The organism is Kitasatospora sp. NPDC002543 (assembly GCF_053594915.1).
In genome coordinates this window covers 174,196-189,982 of record NZ_JBSFWR010000002.1, presented here as the reverse complement: position 1 = coordinate 189,982, position 15,787 = coordinate 174,196, and the positions used below count along the sequence as shown (strand labels likewise).

At 69.6% G+C, this 15,787-nt stretch carries 18 protein-coding genes and 1 riboswitch; of the genes, 15 read left to right on the top strand and 3 right to left on the bottom strand.

The features are described from left to right. Positions 1–66 precede the first annotated feature (66 nt). Positions 67–1,278 carry a ricin-type beta-trefoil lectin domain protein gene (locus tag ACWD4P_RS01950; protein ID WP_359818572.1) on the bottom strand — a complete coding sequence of 404 codons (1,212 nt, stop codon included), beginning with the start codon at positions 1,276–1,278 and terminating at the stop codon, positions 67–69. 445 nt (positions 1,279–1,723) lie between these two features. On the opposite strand from ACWD4P_RS01950, the gene ACWD4P_RS01945 reads away from it, so the two are divergent. From ACWD4P_RS01945 to ACWD4P_RS01925, 5 genes are all read left to right on the top strand, one after another. Beyond that, complete coding sequence (locus ACWD4P_RS01945; RefSeq protein ID WP_359818640.1) at positions 1,724–3,142, top strand: glycosyltransferase family 2 protein; 1,419 nt, start codon at positions 1,724–1,726, stop codon at positions 3,140–3,142. Between the two features lie 5 nt (positions 3,143–3,147). Next, positions 3,148–4,236, top strand: coding sequence for a glycoside hydrolase family 26 protein (locus tag ACWD4P_RS01940; protein ID WP_449778232.1), 1,089 nt, complete (start codon positions 3,148–3,150; stop codon positions 4,234–4,236). Further along, complete coding sequence (locus ACWD4P_RS01935) at positions 4,233–5,897, top strand: glycosyltransferase family 39 protein (RefSeq protein WP_449778231.1); 1,665 nt, start codon at positions 4,233–4,235, stop codon at positions 5,895–5,897. The genes ACWD4P_RS01940 and ACWD4P_RS01935 overlap by 4 nt, the downstream gene beginning before the upstream one ends. A 49-nt stretch (positions 5,898–5,946) precedes the next feature. After that, positions 5,947–6,103: riboswitch (cobalamin riboswitch) on the top strand. Positions 6,104–6,294: 191 nt separating this feature from the next. Then, a complete protein-coding gene (locus ACWD4P_RS01930) occupies positions 6,295–8,706 on the top strand; it encodes a ribonucleoside-diphosphate reductase subunit alpha (RefSeq protein ID WP_359818637.1) in 2,412 nt (803 codons plus the stop codon). Continuing rightward, complete coding sequence (locus ACWD4P_RS01925; RefSeq protein ID WP_359818564.1) at positions 8,706–9,722, top strand: ribonucleotide-diphosphate reductase subunit beta; 1,017 nt, start codon at positions 8,706–8,708, stop codon at positions 9,720–9,722. Before ACWD4P_RS01930 ends, ACWD4P_RS01925 begins: the two co-directional genes overlap by 1 nt. 65 nt (positions 9,723–9,787) lie before the next feature. Here ACWD4P_RS01925 and ACWD4P_RS01920 read toward each other — a convergent pair whose 3' ends face one another. Together ACWD4P_RS01920 and ACWD4P_RS01915 are read right to left on the bottom strand one after the other, a co-directional pair. Then, positions 9,788–10,006 carry a DUF397 domain-containing protein gene (locus tag ACWD4P_RS01920; RefSeq protein ID WP_449778230.1) on the bottom strand — a complete coding sequence of 73 codons (219 nt, stop codon included), beginning with the start codon at positions 10,004–10,006 and terminating at the stop codon, positions 9,788–9,790. 3 nt (positions 10,007–10,009) lie between these two features. Continuing rightward, positions 10,010–10,870 (bottom strand): helix-turn-helix domain-containing protein, encoded by an 861-nt coding sequence (locus ACWD4P_RS01915; RefSeq protein ID WP_449778229.1) that lies wholly within the window; start codon positions 10,868–10,870, stop codon positions 10,010–10,012. Between the two features lie 228 nt (positions 10,871–11,098). Between ACWD4P_RS01915 and ACWD4P_RS01910 the strand changes: the two genes are divergently transcribed. The 10 genes from ACWD4P_RS01910 to ACWD4P_RS01865 all read left to right on the top strand — a co-directional run bounded on the left by ACWD4P_RS01910 (position 11,099) and on the right by ACWD4P_RS01865 (position 15,772). Then, on the top strand, positions 11,099–11,536 hold the full coding sequence (locus ACWD4P_RS01910; RefSeq protein ID WP_449778228.1) for an ATP-binding protein: 438 nt from the start codon (positions 11,099–11,101) through the stop codon (positions 11,534–11,536). Further along, entirely contained in the window at positions 11,533–11,811 is a 279-nt protein-coding gene (locus ACWD4P_RS01905) for a hypothetical protein (RefSeq protein WP_449778227.1), read from the top strand. The genes ACWD4P_RS01910 and ACWD4P_RS01905 overlap by 4 nt, the downstream gene beginning before the upstream one ends. 142 nt (positions 11,812–11,953) lie before the next feature. Beyond that, positions 11,954–12,160: a hypothetical protein gene (locus tag ACWD4P_RS01900; protein ID WP_449778226.1), complete on the top strand. Its 207-nt coding sequence runs from the start codon at positions 11,954–11,956 to the stop codon at positions 12,158–12,160. Further along, positions 12,147–12,650 (top strand): DUF6879 family protein, encoded by a 504-nt coding sequence (locus ACWD4P_RS01895; RefSeq protein WP_449778225.1) that lies wholly within the window; start codon positions 12,147–12,149, stop codon positions 12,648–12,650. The genes ACWD4P_RS01900 and ACWD4P_RS01895 overlap by 14 nt, the downstream gene beginning before the upstream one ends. A 484-nt stretch (positions 12,651–13,134) precedes the next feature. Continuing rightward, entirely contained in the window at positions 13,135–13,338 is a 204-nt protein-coding gene (locus ACWD4P_RS01890; RefSeq protein ID WP_359818549.1) for a hypothetical protein, read from the top strand. Next, entirely contained in the window at positions 13,322–13,843 is a 522-nt protein-coding gene (locus ACWD4P_RS01885; RefSeq protein WP_449778224.1) for a DUF6879 family protein, read from the top strand. Before ACWD4P_RS01890 ends, ACWD4P_RS01885 begins: the two co-directional genes overlap by 17 nt. Continuing rightward, positions 13,840–14,673 carry a helix-turn-helix domain-containing protein gene (locus tag ACWD4P_RS01880; RefSeq protein ID WP_449778223.1) on the top strand — a complete coding sequence of 278 codons (834 nt, stop codon included), beginning with the start codon at positions 13,840–13,842 and terminating at the stop codon, positions 14,671–14,673. Before ACWD4P_RS01885 ends, ACWD4P_RS01880 begins: the two co-directional genes overlap by 4 nt. A 62-nt stretch (positions 14,674–14,735) precedes the next feature. Continuing rightward, positions 14,736–14,972, top strand: coding sequence for a hypothetical protein (locus ACWD4P_RS01875; RefSeq protein WP_449778222.1), 237 nt, complete (start codon positions 14,736–14,738; stop codon positions 14,970–14,972). A 90-nt stretch (positions 14,973–15,062) separates the two neighbouring features. Next, positions 15,063–15,299, top strand: coding sequence for a DUF397 domain-containing protein (locus ACWD4P_RS01870; protein WP_449778221.1), 237 nt, complete (start codon positions 15,063–15,065; stop codon positions 15,297–15,299). 74 nt (positions 15,300–15,373) lie between these two features. Next, positions 15,374–15,772: a hypothetical protein gene (locus tag ACWD4P_RS01865; RefSeq protein WP_449778220.1), complete on the top strand. Its 399-nt coding sequence runs from the start codon at positions 15,374–15,376 to the stop codon at positions 15,770–15,772. Positions 15,773–15,787: the final 15 nt, after the last annotated feature.

Genomic DNA, 15,787 nt, shown 5'->3' with positions numbered 1-15,787 from the left:
CACGCCCATGGGGGGTGCGCGGACGAAACGTCAACGCGCCTGCGGCTTCCCGCGGGGGACGACCACTCACGCGACGCCGTTGTACGGCAGCTTCCAGCGCTGCGAAACGGTGTCCGCGCACGGCCGCAGGAGCACCGCCGTGCCCTCCGCGAGCGCCCCGCCCGCGGTTCCCAGGCACAGCCCGGTGTCCTGGTGCTTCAGCCGCTGCCCCGGGGCGGTGACCCAGCGCTGCGCCGAACCTCCGGTGCACTCGGCCAGCGTCACCGAGGAGCGGTCGCCGGCCGGCGCCAGGCAGGCCGCTCCGCCGCGCAGCGAGCCGTCGTTGCCCACCGTCCACCCGGTCGAGACGGCCTGGTCGCCGCAGGACCCGACGGTCACCGGAGCACCGGCCGTCCCGCCTCCGCCGTGCCGCAGACAGATCCCCGGGGCGCCCGCCGGCACCTCGCCGGACGGCAGCCCGACCCGGTTGTGGAAGGCGAAGGAGTTGCTGCGCAGGCCCGTTCCGCCGCTCCAGACCTCGAAGCCCGCCTGCACCCGGCACAGGTAGGAGCCCTTGGGGACGTAGCCGCGCGCCATCGCGTCGGCGGTGAGCAGCCTCAGGTTCAGCCCGCGGGTGGTGTGGGTGGGGACCGTGCGGACGTAGCTGATCACGCTGTGCGGGCCGGTGATCGGCGCCTGGTACACGTGGTAGTTCGCGTCCCCGAACGGCAGGGCGTCCGCCACCTTGTCCCCGGCGGGCCGCACATTGTCGGTGGCGTCCAGCCAGATCATCACCTCGGCGCTCTCCCCCGGGAGGCAGTTGTCCGGGCTGGAGCCGTACCAGAGGTCGAAGGAGAGGTTGAAGGAGCCGCTCACCCGGCCGTTGGCGTCCCAGTCCACGGTGGCATCGCCGAGCGCGCTGACCGGCACCGGCAGGCCACTCGCCCCCGGAGCGGTGGAGACGTTGGGGTAGGCGCCCGGGGCCAGCGGGTTCTTCGGGACGAAGTCGTCGGTCCGGGACAGCGTGAACCCGCTGTCCCCGACCGGGTCCACGCAGACCGTGCCGGCGGTGTTCCACGGGTTCGGTTCGAGGACCTTCGCGCCGCCGTCCATCGCCAGCTTGGGGAACGGCTCCCGGACGGTCGAACACAGGCCCGGCGCCCCCGTCGTGGCGGCCGGCGGCTCCACCGCTCCGACCTCTCCGCTGCACCCGGCCAGCAGCGCGGCGACCGCACCGAACGCGGCGACCGCCCACAGGCCGCGCCCCAGGCGCCCGGCTCTGCCGTCCTCGATGACCATCGCTCTCCCCCGAACCGTCCGAACCGTCCTCGTCCGCCGAGCGGACAACCGTACACAAGCGCTCCGGCCGCACCTTCGTTCGCATCACGATCGGAACTCGATATCGGTTCCGGATGGCCGTCCGAAGAGGGGGGAGCGAACTCCGTGCGATCGGTCCCGTACGATCCTGGCGTCCCCCTGTCGCCCGATTCACAACGGCCGCTGCCCGGGGACGGTTCAGATCAGTACGGCTTTCGGGGGAGTAGAGCACGTGACTGTCACCGAGCGCGCGCGACTCGCGGGAAGCGGTCAGCCGCCGGCCTCACGACGCCGGAGCCGGCGCGACCCGGCCGCCCGCAACCGGTGGGGCCTGCTCCCCCAGCCCCCGGACAACACGGAGAAGTACCTCTACGCCCGCACCAACCTGTGGGTGCTGACCTGCTTCTCGCTCATCAGCTTCGCCTGCATGGTGGCCAGCGAGATCGGCCTGCTGAGCGCGACGCCGTGGTTCCTCTTCTTCATACCGCCGCTCGCCTTCACCATCGTCTACTACCTGATCTCCCGCTGGGTGCACGGCTTCAACGAGACCTTCGACCTCGGCGCCCACCGCGCCCTCGTCAAGTCCTGGCAGCCCGAGCGCCATCCGACCGTCGACGTCTTCCTGCCCGTCGCCGGCGAGCCGATCGAGGTGCTCCACAACACCTGGACCCACGTCGCCCGGCTGCGCGACCAGTACCCGGGCGAGGTCACCCCGTACGTCCTCGACGACAGCAACAGCCCCCAGCTCGCGCAGATGGCCGTCGACTTCGGGTTCGTGTACGGCACCCGCGACAAGCTCGGCTGGTTCAAGAAGGCCGGCAACCTCCAGTTCGGCTTCCGCAACTCCGACAGCGACTACATCCTCATCCTGGACGCCGACTTCGCGCCCCGGCCGGACCTGCTGAACGAGATGCTCCCCTACATGGAGGCCGACCCGCGCCTCGGCATCGTCCAGTCCCCGCAGTTCTTCCGCATCATGGACTCGCAGAACTGGATCGAACGCGGCGCCGGCGCCGTCCAGGAACTGTTCTACCGGACCGTCCAGGTCTCCCGGCAGCGCAACGACGGCGCCATCTGCGTGGGCAGTTGCGCGGTGTACCGGCGCGCGGCGCTGGAGGAGAACGGCGGCACCACGCTGATCGGCCACTCCGAGGACGTGCACACCGGGTTCGACCTGCGCCGGCTCGGCTGGGACCTCCAGTACATACCCGTCGCTCTGGCCACCGGCGTCTGCCCGGACAACGTCGGCGGTTTCTTCAACCAGCAGTACCGCTGGTGCACCGGCTCGATGAGCCTGCTCGGCAGCAAGAAGTTCTGGCAGACCAAGCTGCGGCCGATCACCCGGGCCTGCTACCTGTCCGGCTTCTTCTACTACATCCACACGGCGCTGTTCACCGTCGTCTCACCCCTCATACCGATCGTCCTGCTGCTCGCCCGCCCCGACCTGATCCGCTGGGAGAACACCGCCCTGGTGCTGCCCGGCCTGCTCTACGCGACCGTCATATTCCCGCTCTGGCACCGCAATCCCTACCGGCTGGAGGCCTGGGCCGCCCGCATGATGTACGGCTGGGCGCACGTCTTCGCCATCTGGGACATCGTGCGCCGCAACCGGATGGCCTGGCAGCCGACCGGCTCCGACGGCGCCAAGCGGAACAAGACCCGCCGGTTCTGGATCGGCGTCATTGCCTGGGGCGGAGGAACGGCCCTGCTCTGGGTGCTGTTGAGCATCTGGCGGATGCTCACCATGGGCCCCCTGAACTTCGCCCTCGTCCTCGCCTCCGGCCTCTTCTACGCCACCATCGTGGGCCGGGTCCTCGTCCAGCCGCGTCCCACGGAAGCAGTGTGATCGCCATGACCGCCCACCCCGGACGGGCTGACCGGCTCCGTCGGCGGCTGGCGCTCCCGCTGCTGGCCGCCGCCGGCCTGCTGCTCACCACCGCGTGCGGCCCCGAGGACCCCGGCTTCGCGATGCAGCGGGACCTCGCCCTGACCGCCCCCACCGCGGCCCCCGGCGCCTCCGGGGGCCCCGGCGGCACCGCACCGGCCGCGCCCGCCCAGCCCAAGGCCCTGCCGACCGGCGTCCCGTACGACGTCACGCCGCTGCTCAAGCCGGACCGCAAGTACCTCGGCGCCGCCCTGCCCGACGTCCCCGCCACGATGGACGCGCTGCCCGGTTACAGTTCCGCGATCGGCAAGCAGCCCAACGTCCTGGAGTACTACGCCTACTGGAAGGGCGGCTTCGACACCGCCGGCGTGCGCCGGATCTACGAGGCCGGAGCGCTGCCCTTCATGGCCTGGGAGCCGCACGACCGCTCGCTCGCCTCCATCGCGGCCGGCGACACCGACGACTACGTGCGCGGCGTCGCCAAGTCCGTGGCCAAGCTCAACCTGCCGATCGCCATCAGCATCGCCCACGAGATGAACGGCGACTGGTACCCGTGGGGCCGCCAGGCAGCCACCCCCGAGGACTTCGTGGCCGCCTGGCGCCACGTCCACGACATCTTCGACCAGGCCGGCGCCACCAACGTGATCTGGGTCTGGAGCCCCAACATCATCGACCCCGCGCCCAACACCCGCCTGCAGCCGTACTACCCCGGCGACACCTACGTCGACTGGGCCGGCATGACCGGCTACTTCACCCGCACCGGGCCGAAGACCTTCGAGACCCTCTACGGGCCCACCATGGCCGAGATCCGCACCTTCTGCGCCAAGCCCTTCTTCATCAGCGAGACCGCGTCCGAGCAGGGCAAGCGCCAGCAGGCCGACATCGACCAGCTGTTCTCCGGGCTGGAGGCGCACGACGACATCATCGGCTTCGTCTGGTTCAACATCGTCAAACGGGCGGACTGGCGGGTCGAGGCCGTCCCGGACACCCTCGCCGCGTTCAAACAGCGCGTGTCCGACCCCCGTTACGGCTTCGACATCCGGAACCCCCGATGAGCACTGAGTCCGAGTTCCCCCCCGTCCCGACCAGCCGCTCCGCCCACGGCCCGACGGCCGGTCCGGAACCGGACCCCGCCGAGCACCGCGCGGCCGTGGCGGTGGACAACCCCGACGGCATCGAGCTGGCCCCGTACACCATCCCGCCGGTCCCCACGATCGGCTGGGACCCGGGCAGCAGCCCCCGGCGCCGCTGGATCGCCCGCGGCCTGCTGGGCGCCGTCCTGACCGTCCAGGCCGCGCTCTCGCTGCGGCTGCTGGCCGCCGCGCACCCCGACGAGGCCGCCGCCATGGTCGCCGGCCGCCAGCAGCTGGCCCACCTGCTGCACGGCACCCCGGTCACCACCGACCTGGTCGACCGGGTGCACGGCTCGCCCTGGCTCTACCCGCCGCTGGCCGGCGCCGCCGCCGACGCCAACGGCATCTGGGGCACCCGGCTGCTCAGTCTCGGCTTCGCACTGATCACCACGATGCTGCTGTACGCGCTGACCAGGCGTCTGTTCAACGAGCGGGTCGCCATCTGCGCGATCGCCGTGTACGCCGTCCTCCAGTCCACCGTCGTCGTCGGCTTCTACGCCGCGCCCGAGTCCCTCGCCGTCCTGCTGATCGCCCTCGCGGCCTGGACCACGGTGTTCACCGCCCGCCGCCATCCGGCCCTGGCCCTGCTCGCCGCCCCACCCGCGGCACTGGCCTGCGCCGTGGCCTACTCCGCGGCCTTCGCCGTCCCCGCGCTGGTCGCCCTCGCGTTCGCCGCCGCCCGGCCGCACCACCGGCCCGGCCCGGCCGCCGTGCGCGCGCTGCTGTCGGCCGCCGCCACCCTCGTCCTGCTGCTCCCGTACGGCACCCTCGGCGCGGTCGCGGGGTGGTCGCCCTCGCGCGGCAACGCGCCCGGCCCGGCCGGCCCGATCCTGCTCGGCACGCTCCAGTGGGCCGGCCTGTTCACCGTCCTCGCCGTCGCCGGCACCGTCGCCTACGCGCGCCGCGAGCAGATGAACGAGCACGACGCGCCGGAGAAGGACGCCGTCCCCACCACCCGGGGGCAGCGCGCCCTGCTCGGGGCCGTCCTGACCGTCACCGCCCTGCTGATCCCCGCCGCCCACCTGTGGACCGGCACCTCCGGCGCGCTGTTCCGCCACCTCGGCTACGGCATGCTGCTCGCCGCCCCGCTCGCCGGGGTCGGCCTGACCCGGCTGGTCGGCGCCCACTTCCGCCACCCCCAGCTGGGCATCCTGGTCTGGGTCGCGCTGCTCGCGCTCGGCATGGAGCAGTCCGCCCTGCGCTACCAGAACGGGCCCGACTCCGGCCGCCTGCTGGCCGTTCTGAGGGCCCACACCGAGCCCCAGGGGCGCTATCTCACCGAGGTCGACGGCCTGGCCGAGTACTACCTCGGCAGCGTCTCCGAACCCGCGCAGTGGATCTCGACGCGGGCCGGCACGGAGTACCGCGACGGCGGCGGGGTGCAGCACCACGGGGACGACGGCAGTGTGGCCGCGATCCGGGACGGCTGGTTCACCATGGTCGTCCTGGACAGCACCGCGCCGAGGGGCACCGACCGGGCCCTGCGCGAGGCCCTGGCCGCCGCCGGACACTACCGGCTGGTCGCCCAGTTCACCTCGCCGACCGGTGATTCGAGCACGTACAAGGTCTATCTCAAGCACTGACCGGCTGTCCGGCCCACGCACACCCGCGACACGACAGGCACAACATATGGTGCCGCCGCAGTCTGGCGGCACTACATGTATGCTCGCTTCTGCTGTCGATGCAGGGGAACCCGGTGCGAATCCGGGACTGCCCCGCAGCGGTGAGCGGGCGGCTCCAGCAGCCGCACCCCGCGAGTCCGAGTACCTGCCGACGGCGTGCGCCACGGCCCTCCCGCAGAGGCCGCGCCGGCACGAGCAGTACCCCTCCGGGCCTCGCGGGCGGGCCGGGGAGTCACCTCGCGCGACGCTTTTTGCGTTCGCGCCGTGCTCCCCTGCCCAGATCGGCCCGGTGGCCCCCGAGCACCGCCGCCGATCGCCGCCAGGAGAGAGCGCCTTGACCACCGCTGCCTCAGCCACCCTGCCCGCCCAGGGCTCCGGTACCGCCTTCACCGACCCGACGGTCTCCGACCCCGGGGGCGCGCTGCTGCGGCTGCTCACCGACCGCAGCACCGACCTCACCGAGGTCGACCCCGGCCATGTCGCCGCCGCCGCACTGCGCGGCCGCCACGCCGGCTCGGACTTCGCCGAGCTGCGCGGGCTGGCCGTGGACGCCGCCGCGTCGATGATCGCCGAGGACCCCCAGTACTCGAAGCTGGCCGCCCGCCTGCTCGCGCTGGAGATCGTCGACGAGGCGAACAGCCAGGGCTCGGTGTCCTTCTCCGCCTCGATCGCCGTCGGCCACGCCGAGGGCCTGATCGGCGACACCACCGCCGCGTTCGTCGCCAAGCACGCCGCCGCCCTGGACGCGCTGATCGACCCCTCGGGCGACGACCGCTTCGAGTACTTCGGCCTGCGCACCGTGCAGTCCCGCTACCTGCTGCGCCACCCGATCACCCGCAAGGTGATCGAGACCCCGCAGCACTTCCTGCTCCGCGTCGCCTGCGGCCTGGCGGTCGGCGACAGCGAGCAGTCGGTGCGCGAGGTGGCCGAGCTGTACGGCCTGATGAGCCGCCTGGAGTACCTGACCTCCTCGCCGACGCTCTTCAACTCCGGCACCCGCCACCCGCAGATGTCGAGCTGCTACCTGCTCGACTCGCCGCTGGACAACCTGGACTCGATCTACAACCGCTACGCGCAGATCGCCCGCCTGTCCAAGCACGCCGGCGGCATCGGCCTGTCCTACTCGCGCATCCGCTCGCGCGGCAGCCTGATCCGCGGCACCAACGGCAAGTCCAACGGCATCGTGCCGTTCCTGCGCACCCTCGACTCCTCGGTCGCCGCCGTCAACCAGGGCGGCCGCCGCAAGGGCGCGGCCTGCGTCTACCTGGAGACCTGGCACGCCGACATCGAGGAGTTCCTGGAGCTCCGCGACAACACCGGCGAAGAGGCGCGCCGCACCCACAACCTCAACCTGGCCCACTGGATCCCGGACGAGTTCATGCGCCGGGTCAACGCCAACCAGGACTGGTCGCTGTTCTCCCCGGCCGACGTGCCCGAGCTGGTCGACCTGTGGGGCGCCGACTTCGACGAGGCCTACCGCAAGGCCGAGCTGGCCGGCAAGGCCGTCCGCACCATCCCGGCGCAGACCCTGTACGCCCGCATGATGCGCACCCTGGCGCAGACCGGCAACGGCTGGATGACCTTCAAGGACGCCTCCAACCGCGCCGCCAACCAGACCGCCCTGCCGGGCCGCACCGTGCACTCCTCCAACCTGTGCACGGAGATCCTGGAGGTCACGGACGACTCCGAGACCGCCGTCTGCAACCTGGGCTCGGTCAACCTGGGCGCCCACGTCGCCCCGGGCGCCACGGCCGCCGACCTCATCGGCGCCATGGACTGGGAGCGGCTGGACGCCACCGTGCGCACCGCCGTCACCTTCCTCGACCGCGTGGTGGACATCAACTTCTACCCGACCACCGAGGCGGGCACCTCCAACTCCCGCTGGCGGCCGGTCGGCCTCGGCGTGATGGGCCTCCAGGACGTCTTCTTCCAGCTGCGGATCGACTTCGACTCCGCCGAGGCGAAGGTCCTCTCCACCCTCATCGCCGAGCGCATCATGCTCACCGCCTACGAGCGCTCCGCCGACCTGGCCGAGCAGCTCGGCCGCCACGAGGCGTACGGCGAGACCCGCGCCGCCCGCGGCGAGCTGCACATCGACCACTTCCCGACGGCCGCCCCGCAGTGGGCCGACCGCTGGACGGCGCTGCGCGCCCGGATCGCCGAGACCGGCCTGCGCAACTCGCTGCTGCTGGCCATCGCGCCGACCGCGACCATCGCCTCCATCGCCGGCGTCTACGAGTGCATCGAGCCGCAGGTGTCCAACCTGTTCAAGCGCGAGACGCTGTCCGGCGAGTTCCTCCAGGTCAACCCGTACCTGGTGCGCGAGCTCAAGGAGCTCGGCGTCTGGGACCAGCAGACCCGCGACGCCCTGCGCGACGCCAACGGCTCCGTCCAGGAGCTCAACTGGCTGCCCGCCGAGGTGCGTTCGCTGTACCGCACCGCGTGGGAGCTGCCGCAGCGCGCGCTGATCGACCTGGCCGCGGCCCGCATGCCGTACCTGGACCAGAGCCAGTCCCTGAACCTGTTCATGGCGGCGCCGACCATCGGCAAGCTCAGCTCGATGTACGCCTACGCGTGGAAGGTCGGCCTGAAGACCACCTACTACCTGCGTTCGCGCCCGGCCACCCGCATCGCCCAGGCCGCGTCCGGCACCGCCCGTGCCGCCGCGCCGGCGCCGGTGCCCGTGAACACCCCCTCCCTCACCCCGGAGCAGGAAGCCGCCATCGCCTGCTCCCTGGAGAACCCCGAGTCCTGCGAGGCCTGCCAGTAATGTCCGACGACCGCCAGAAGATGCTGCTCGACCCCGGCTTCGAGCTGACCCTGCGCCCGATGCGCTACCCGTCGTTCTACGACCGGTACCGGGACGCCATCAAGAACACCTGGACCGTCGAGGAGGTGGACCTGCACTCCGACGTCGCCGACCTGGCGAAGCTCAGCGAGGGCGAGCGCCACCTCATCGGGCGACTGGTCGCGTTCTTCGCCACCGGTGACTCGATCGTCTCCAACAACGTGGTGCTGAGCCTCTACAAGCACATCAACTCCCCGGAGGCGCGGCTGTACCTGTCGCGCCAGCTGTTCGAGGAGGCCGTGCACGTCCAGTTCTACCTGACGCTGCTGGACACCTACCTGCCCGACCCGGAGGACCGCAACGCGGCCTTCGCCGCGGTGGAGAACATCCCCTCCATCCGCCAGAAGGCGCAGTTCTGCTTCAAGTACATGAACGCGGTCGACCACATCGAGTCGCTGCAGACCAAGGAGGACCGCCGCGCGTTCCTCCTGAACCTGATCTGCTTCGCGGCGTGCGTCGAGGGCCTCTTCTTCTACGGCGCGTTCGCCTACGTGTACTGGTTCCGCAGCCGCGGCCTGCTGCACGGCCTGGCGACCGGCACCAACTGGGTGTTCCGCGACGAGTCCATGCACATGGACTTCGCGATGTCCGTGGTCGACACCGTCCGCGAGGAGGAGCCCGACCTCTTCGACGACGAGATGGCCAAGCAGGTCACGGAGATGCTGGAGGAGGCCGTCGAGGCCGAGCTCCAGTTCGCCCAGGACCTCTGCGGCGACGGCCTGCCCGGCATGAACACCGCGTCCATGCGCGAGTACCTTCAGGCCGTCGCCGACCAGCGCCTGGCGCGGCTCGGCCTGCCGATCCGCTACGGGTCGACCAACCCGTTCGGCTTCATGGAGCTCCAGAACGTCCAGGAGCTGACCAACTTCTTCGAGCGCCGGGTGTCGGCGTACCAGGTCGCCGTCGAGGGCACCGTCGCCTTCGACGACGACTTCTAGGAAGAACAGAACGAATGACAGAGGTGCCCCGCACGGCTGTGGCCGTGCGGGGCACCTCTGTAGGTTCAGCCGGTCGGAAACTCCCCGGACTTGACCCCGGAGAGGAAGGACGACCAGGCATCAGCCGGGAAGAGCAGCGCCGGCCCGCCCGGGTCCTTCGAGTCACGAACTGGTACGGCATCGAGCAGGCCAACAGCCACCTCGACGCACTCGCTCTGCGCACCCGAGAACGAGGACTTGTGCCACTCAAGTCCTGAGGCACCATCTGGCAAGAACTCGCTCACGATTTAGACCTTCTCACTCGCGATGCGCTCGATGAGCGCGATCGATTCGTTGCGGGGCAGTGACTCCGCCAGGGCTCGGCGGAACAGGTTCGCGTACTTGAAGACCTCGTCCGGCTCCTCGATGTACAGAGTGCTGAGAAGGCTGTCGACATACACCACGTCCGTCTCGGCCACCTCCGGAAAGCTGAGGATAGTGACCGGTCCGAAGAGCGCGGCGTGGATCTCCGACGCCTCCGGCAGGACCTGGACGTTGATGTTGGGGCTCTCAGCGGAAGCCGCGAGGGACCGAAGCTGCTCGCGCATCACCGACGACCCACCGACCTGATGCCTGAGCGCAGATTCCGAGAGCACGGCCCACACCCGCATCGGCGCATCTCGCGTCAACACTGAGCGACGTTCCTGGCGAACCTTCGTCAGGGTCTCGATCTGGTCAGGAGTCGCATCCTCTATCTGCGCCCTCACGACAGCCCTGGTGTAGTCCTCAGTCTGCAGGATCCCGGGCACCAACAGAGTTTGGATGCTGTACATGTCCGACGCATCGGACTCCAATGCGATGTAGTCGGCATACAACGGTGACAAGGCCTCCGAGTAGCGATCCCACCATCCGCGCAAGCGACCTTCGCGCGACAGAAGCTCCAACCGACCTCTGGCCTCCGAGTCCGTCACCCCGTACAGATCAAGCAGCAGCCGGAGATCCACCAACCGGATGCCAGACTGGGCGGCCTCGATACGACTGATCTTGCTCTCGGCGCACGCAAGTTGCCGAGCCGACTGGGCAATCGTCAGATCAGCCCCGGTTCGCAGCTCTTTGAGTGTTCGAGCCAGCCGCCGCTGCCGAACCGTCGGGTTCTTGTTCACGGGCACCGTCGCGACCTCCCCACTTCTGTGAGCTGTCAGTCTGCCCCTGTCAGGCATCGACAACAATCTTTGATCACTTCCAAAGTGGGGACTTGCACTTTGGAAGTTCCCAGGAGCATGCTACTCACCGTAGCCCGCAGGTCGACACATTGTGATCATGGCGGGCCAGCCACCCGGGCATCCCCATGCCTTCTTCAGTTGCTCTCACCTGCACACTCCAGAGGTGGCCCCGCCATGCCTGAAGACCTCTCCCCCTCCCCCATCCCCACCGAGCGGACCTGCTGGCTGCCCCGGCACCGCAAGGCCCCCCGCACCGCCCGCTGGGAACTCCACGACTTCCTCCTCCCTCACCCCTCCGGCGAACTCCTCGTCTTCACCGGGGAGTTGCTGGTCAGCGAGCTGGTCACCAACGCCGTCCGGCACGCCTGCGCCCCGCGCGACCGGCTGATCTTCGTCCGCTTCCGACTCTTTCCGGACGACACCCTCCGCATCGAGGTGCACGACGCCGACAGCGAGAAGCCCTCCCTCCGCCCCGCCTCCACCTCCGCCGAGACCGGCCGGGGCCTGTTCCTCGTCCAGCAGCTGGCCACCCAGTGGGGCTGCTGCCCGCGCAAGGGTGGCGTCGGGAAGTACGTCTGGTGCCACGTCTCCCCCGAGGCGGACGCCGCGTGACCGCCGTCCGGGCCGGGATCGCCGGCGTCATGCTCCCCACCGACTTCCCCAGCCTCGACCACGCCCTTCCCGTCCTCTGGGAGCGCGTCCGCAAGCTCCCCATCCGGGAGGCCCACCGGGACTTCATCCGGATCTGCATCGGTCCGGGCGGCGGCCAGGGCATCGCCACCTGCCTCTCCCGCAACGACAGCTGGAGCGTCACCCTCTACGTCGGCGAGATGACCGACTGGACCTCCCACCTGATCACCATCACCACCACCGCCCCGCAGCCCTGAACTCCCCAGTCCCCGCCCGGCGTTCACGCCGGGCGGGGACGGCCCGACCGCCTTCCCGTTCTGGAAAGATCAGGTTCTTGACCCTGGGCAGGTGGGATCAGGGGCATCGAGCGAAACAGGAACCACTGGCGACTGGAGGCACATGATGCTGCGTTGGCTGGCGGGGGAAGGGTCCTGCAAGAACGGCAACTGCCCCACCCTCTGGGGCACCGAGAACGGGGACTACGCGGCCCAGGGATACGTGATCACCGATCCGCGCCGCCTGGCGGAGTTGAACCTGCCGGACGGTGAGTCCGCGGTCGTGATCCCCGCCGCGATCCTGGAGGGATACTTCCGTGCTCAAGGGTGAAGACTTCGGCCGCCTCTTCGAGACCTTCGAACGAACGGCCTTCCGTCTCGAAACGCTGGCCGTCTACGACGTGGACGAGGAACGTGAGGAGTTCGCCGACTTCCTCGCCGGCAAGGGACTGCCACCCGAGTCCTCCGACAACCCCTGGGTCCGCTCGATGACGGACCTGGGCAAGCAGGTGGCCCGGGTGCACGTCCTCCGGTCCCCCTTGTCGGACTACCTCCGGTACGAGTTGGCGTCGTACCCCGGCAACATCAAGGCCGGTGAGTCGATCGGCATCATCGACACGGCCCGCCAGGAGGTCGCCGGGCTCCCCGACCACGACTTCTGGCTGTTCGACGACGTCTACGTCTACCGCATGCACTACACCGACGCCGGCCGGTTCCTCGGCGCCGAACTCCTACCCGAGAACCGCCTCCCCGAGTACCAGCAGTACCGAGCCATCGCCCTGGCCAGCGCCGTCACCTTCGGGGAGTACACGGAAGCTTGAGCGGGGGACATCACAACGACTTGGGCAAAGCCCTGCGGGCGCTGCGAATCGCCTCGGACAAGACGGCCGGGACCATCGCCCGCAGGGCTTCCATGTCGGCTGCACGAGTGGGCCTCCCACCGTCGGGAAGCCCCTCGGGTTTTCCTGAGGGGCGAACATCCCACGGCCCTTCGTGCGCAGGAAGTCGGACCAGCCGACTTCCTGCGCACGAGGGTCCGGCTGCACAAGGAGCCGCCAACTGCCTCGCCCACAGCGGCACCTGGAGCACCATCCTCCGCATCGGCGAGATGACCGACCGGACGGCCCACCCGATCACCATCACCACCAACGGCGAGCCCTGAACAACCCCCGCCGCGCCCGGCATCCACGCCGAGCGGGGCGGCCACCCATCGTCCCGATTTCCCGTTCTCGAAAGATCACGTTCTTGACCCCGCACTCGGGATGTCGGGAACATGGAACAAGCAGCCAAGGGGAGGACGCAGCCGTGAAGCTGACCGAACTCGACAGTTCCTGCGACAACGGGCCGTGCCCGACGATCTATGCCACCGACACCGGAGAACTGGTCGTTCAGGGCTTCCGGGTGGAGGACCCGGAAGCCCTGGCAACGATGCGGTTGCCCGAAGCCGAAACTGCCGTACGCATTCCGATCGATCTCCTGGTGAGGGTTGCCCGTGACCATCTCTCCTGACGCCTTCGGCGCACTCTTCGACGGCTTCCAGCTGGAAGCGTTCCGGCTGGAGACACTGGACGACTACGGCAAGTCCGGCAGCGTCGATGCCTACCAGGCATTCCTGGCCGGAGAGCCGCAGCCGGCCGACTACAACGCCGTGTGGCTGACACGGGTCCGGCGCAACACCGACGCCGGCCGCCGGATGTACCGCGTCCACGTCCTGACCCGGCCGCTCACCCGCTACCTCCAGTTCGAACTGGGTTGGGGCTACCGGACGAACGCAACCGCAGGCGAAGAGTTCTTCATCCTCGACATCACCGACAAGCCGAACCCACTCGAAGGCGTCCCCGACTTCTGGATGTTCGACGAGTCCAGGACCGTGTCGATGGCCTACGACAATGAAGGTGGATTCCTCGGAGCAGAGGAAGAGCCCGATGCGCAGAAGTGGCTCCGACTGCGAGATGCGGCCCTGAGCCACGCCGAGCCCTTCGCTGAGTGGTGGGAGCGGCACGGAAACACGTGAGGGGAAAAATCGGTAGCACGCTGCGGGAGCTGCGGAAGGCCAGCGGGAAAGAGGCCAAAGCAGTCGCCCGCAGCGCTGCCATGTCCGCGTCCAAGCTGAGCCGCATCGAGACCGGGAAGATCGCCCCGACGGCAATGGATGTGGACCGCATCCTGACTGCCATCGGAGTGCCGGATGAAGTCCGGGCAGGACTCGTGGAGACTGCGCGGAGAGAAGCCACCGAAGCCACAGCCTGGCGCCTGTACCGCCGCAGCGGCTTTCACTTGCACCAGGACGCCATCCGTGCCGTCGAAGCCGAAACCACTGTTCAACGGATCTTCCAGCCGTCCTGCATTCCTGGCCTGTGCCAGACACCGGAGTATGTCCGGGCGATCCTCAGCACGAAGGGCCTGACAGAGCAGGTTCTGTCGCAGACCATCGGCGCCCGAATCCAGCGGCAAGCCGTACTGTTCGAGCCGTCCAAGTCCTTCCGGTACGTGATCACCGAATCGGTGCTGCGCTGGCGGCTCCTCTCCCCACTCGCGATGGCCGTCCAGCTCGACCGGCTCATCGCTCTCTCCCGTCTCCCGAACGTCCGGATCGGTGTCGTGCCGCTCTCGACCCACATGGCAGAACCGCCTTCCTCGTCGTTCGTCGTCTTCGACAACCGATTGGTCATCGTGGAGATCCCGCACGCGGAGGTCACCACCAGCGAACCGAGAGACGTGGAGTTGTACCTGGACCGGTTCGACCGGTTCGAAAGAGCGGCACTTTTCGGAGACGCCATGCGGGAGATGGCCGGAAGAATCCGGGACGAGTTCTTTCGGGAACAGGAAAGCGCGCCGGAATAGGCCTCTTCCGGCCGTAATTTGGTGGCTCGGCAGAGAAAGTCAGAGAGCCACGGGAGTCCTCCATGTCCGCTGCGGGTTTCGCACAGCCGGCCGAAAACAACCGCCGCCGTACGCATGCGGAGCTCATGGCGCGGATCGACGAGAACCCGGTGCGGAAGGATCTGGCGACCGGGCGCCTGGTCGAGCTGGTCGGTGCGGAGCACGGTCGGGCCCTCGTCCGGCCGCTGTTCGAGCCGGACACGCCGCCGCGCCAGGTGCCGGCCGACCAGCTCACCACCCGTATCAGCCTCTGGCGCTGACCGTCCTCTCCCCCTCATTCCTCCGCCCAAGTCCTGGGCGGGGCGGGGCCGCTCCTCGCCGCCCCGAAGCGACACCGGAAGGTGCAGGCGATGACCGACGACAACCTGTACGAACTCGACCTCTCCCGGGTCGAGTTCAACCGCGCGTGCGGCGGCAACCAGGGCGGGGGCGACGACGGCGAGTCGTGCGTGACCCTCGGCCTGGTGACGCACGGCGTCTTCGCACTCGGCGACAGCAAGCGTCCCGACCGCGAGCCCCTGCTGTTCAGCGCCGAGGAGTTGGCCGCGGCCGGGATCGACCCGGCGCGGTTCGGGCTCTCGGCCTGACCTCCGTTGCGCCCCGTCCGCCCGCAGTCCCGTGCGGGCGGACGGGGCGCCAACGCCACTGAGGAGAAGCGCAGTTGCACTTCCACGGCTACGAGTGGGCCGGTGACGGACGGCTCCTGGCGAGGGAGTCGGAGCGCCGGCCGGTCGACGGTTCGGGGTTCCGCCTCTCCGAGCTTCCGCCGATGATGACGGGCTGGTGGCTGCTGCGGCCCGCCGCCCAGGTCCGCGGCACCTGGACGACGCCGGCCGATGCGGTCACCTGGCTGGTGAACCGCTACGAGGAGCACACCCCCGGCGGTGAACCCTGGCTCCCGGTCGCCGCCCGTCGGCAGTCCGCGCTCGACCAACTGGCCCAGGAATCCGACGTGGTGTGGTCCCGCTGGGTCTCCGACAGCCGCTGGTCCGGCCACTACGTGATCGTCTGCCCCAACAGGGCCTGGCCGGGCCTCCCCTGCCCGGCTCCGACCGGCTGACGCCCGCGGGGCGGC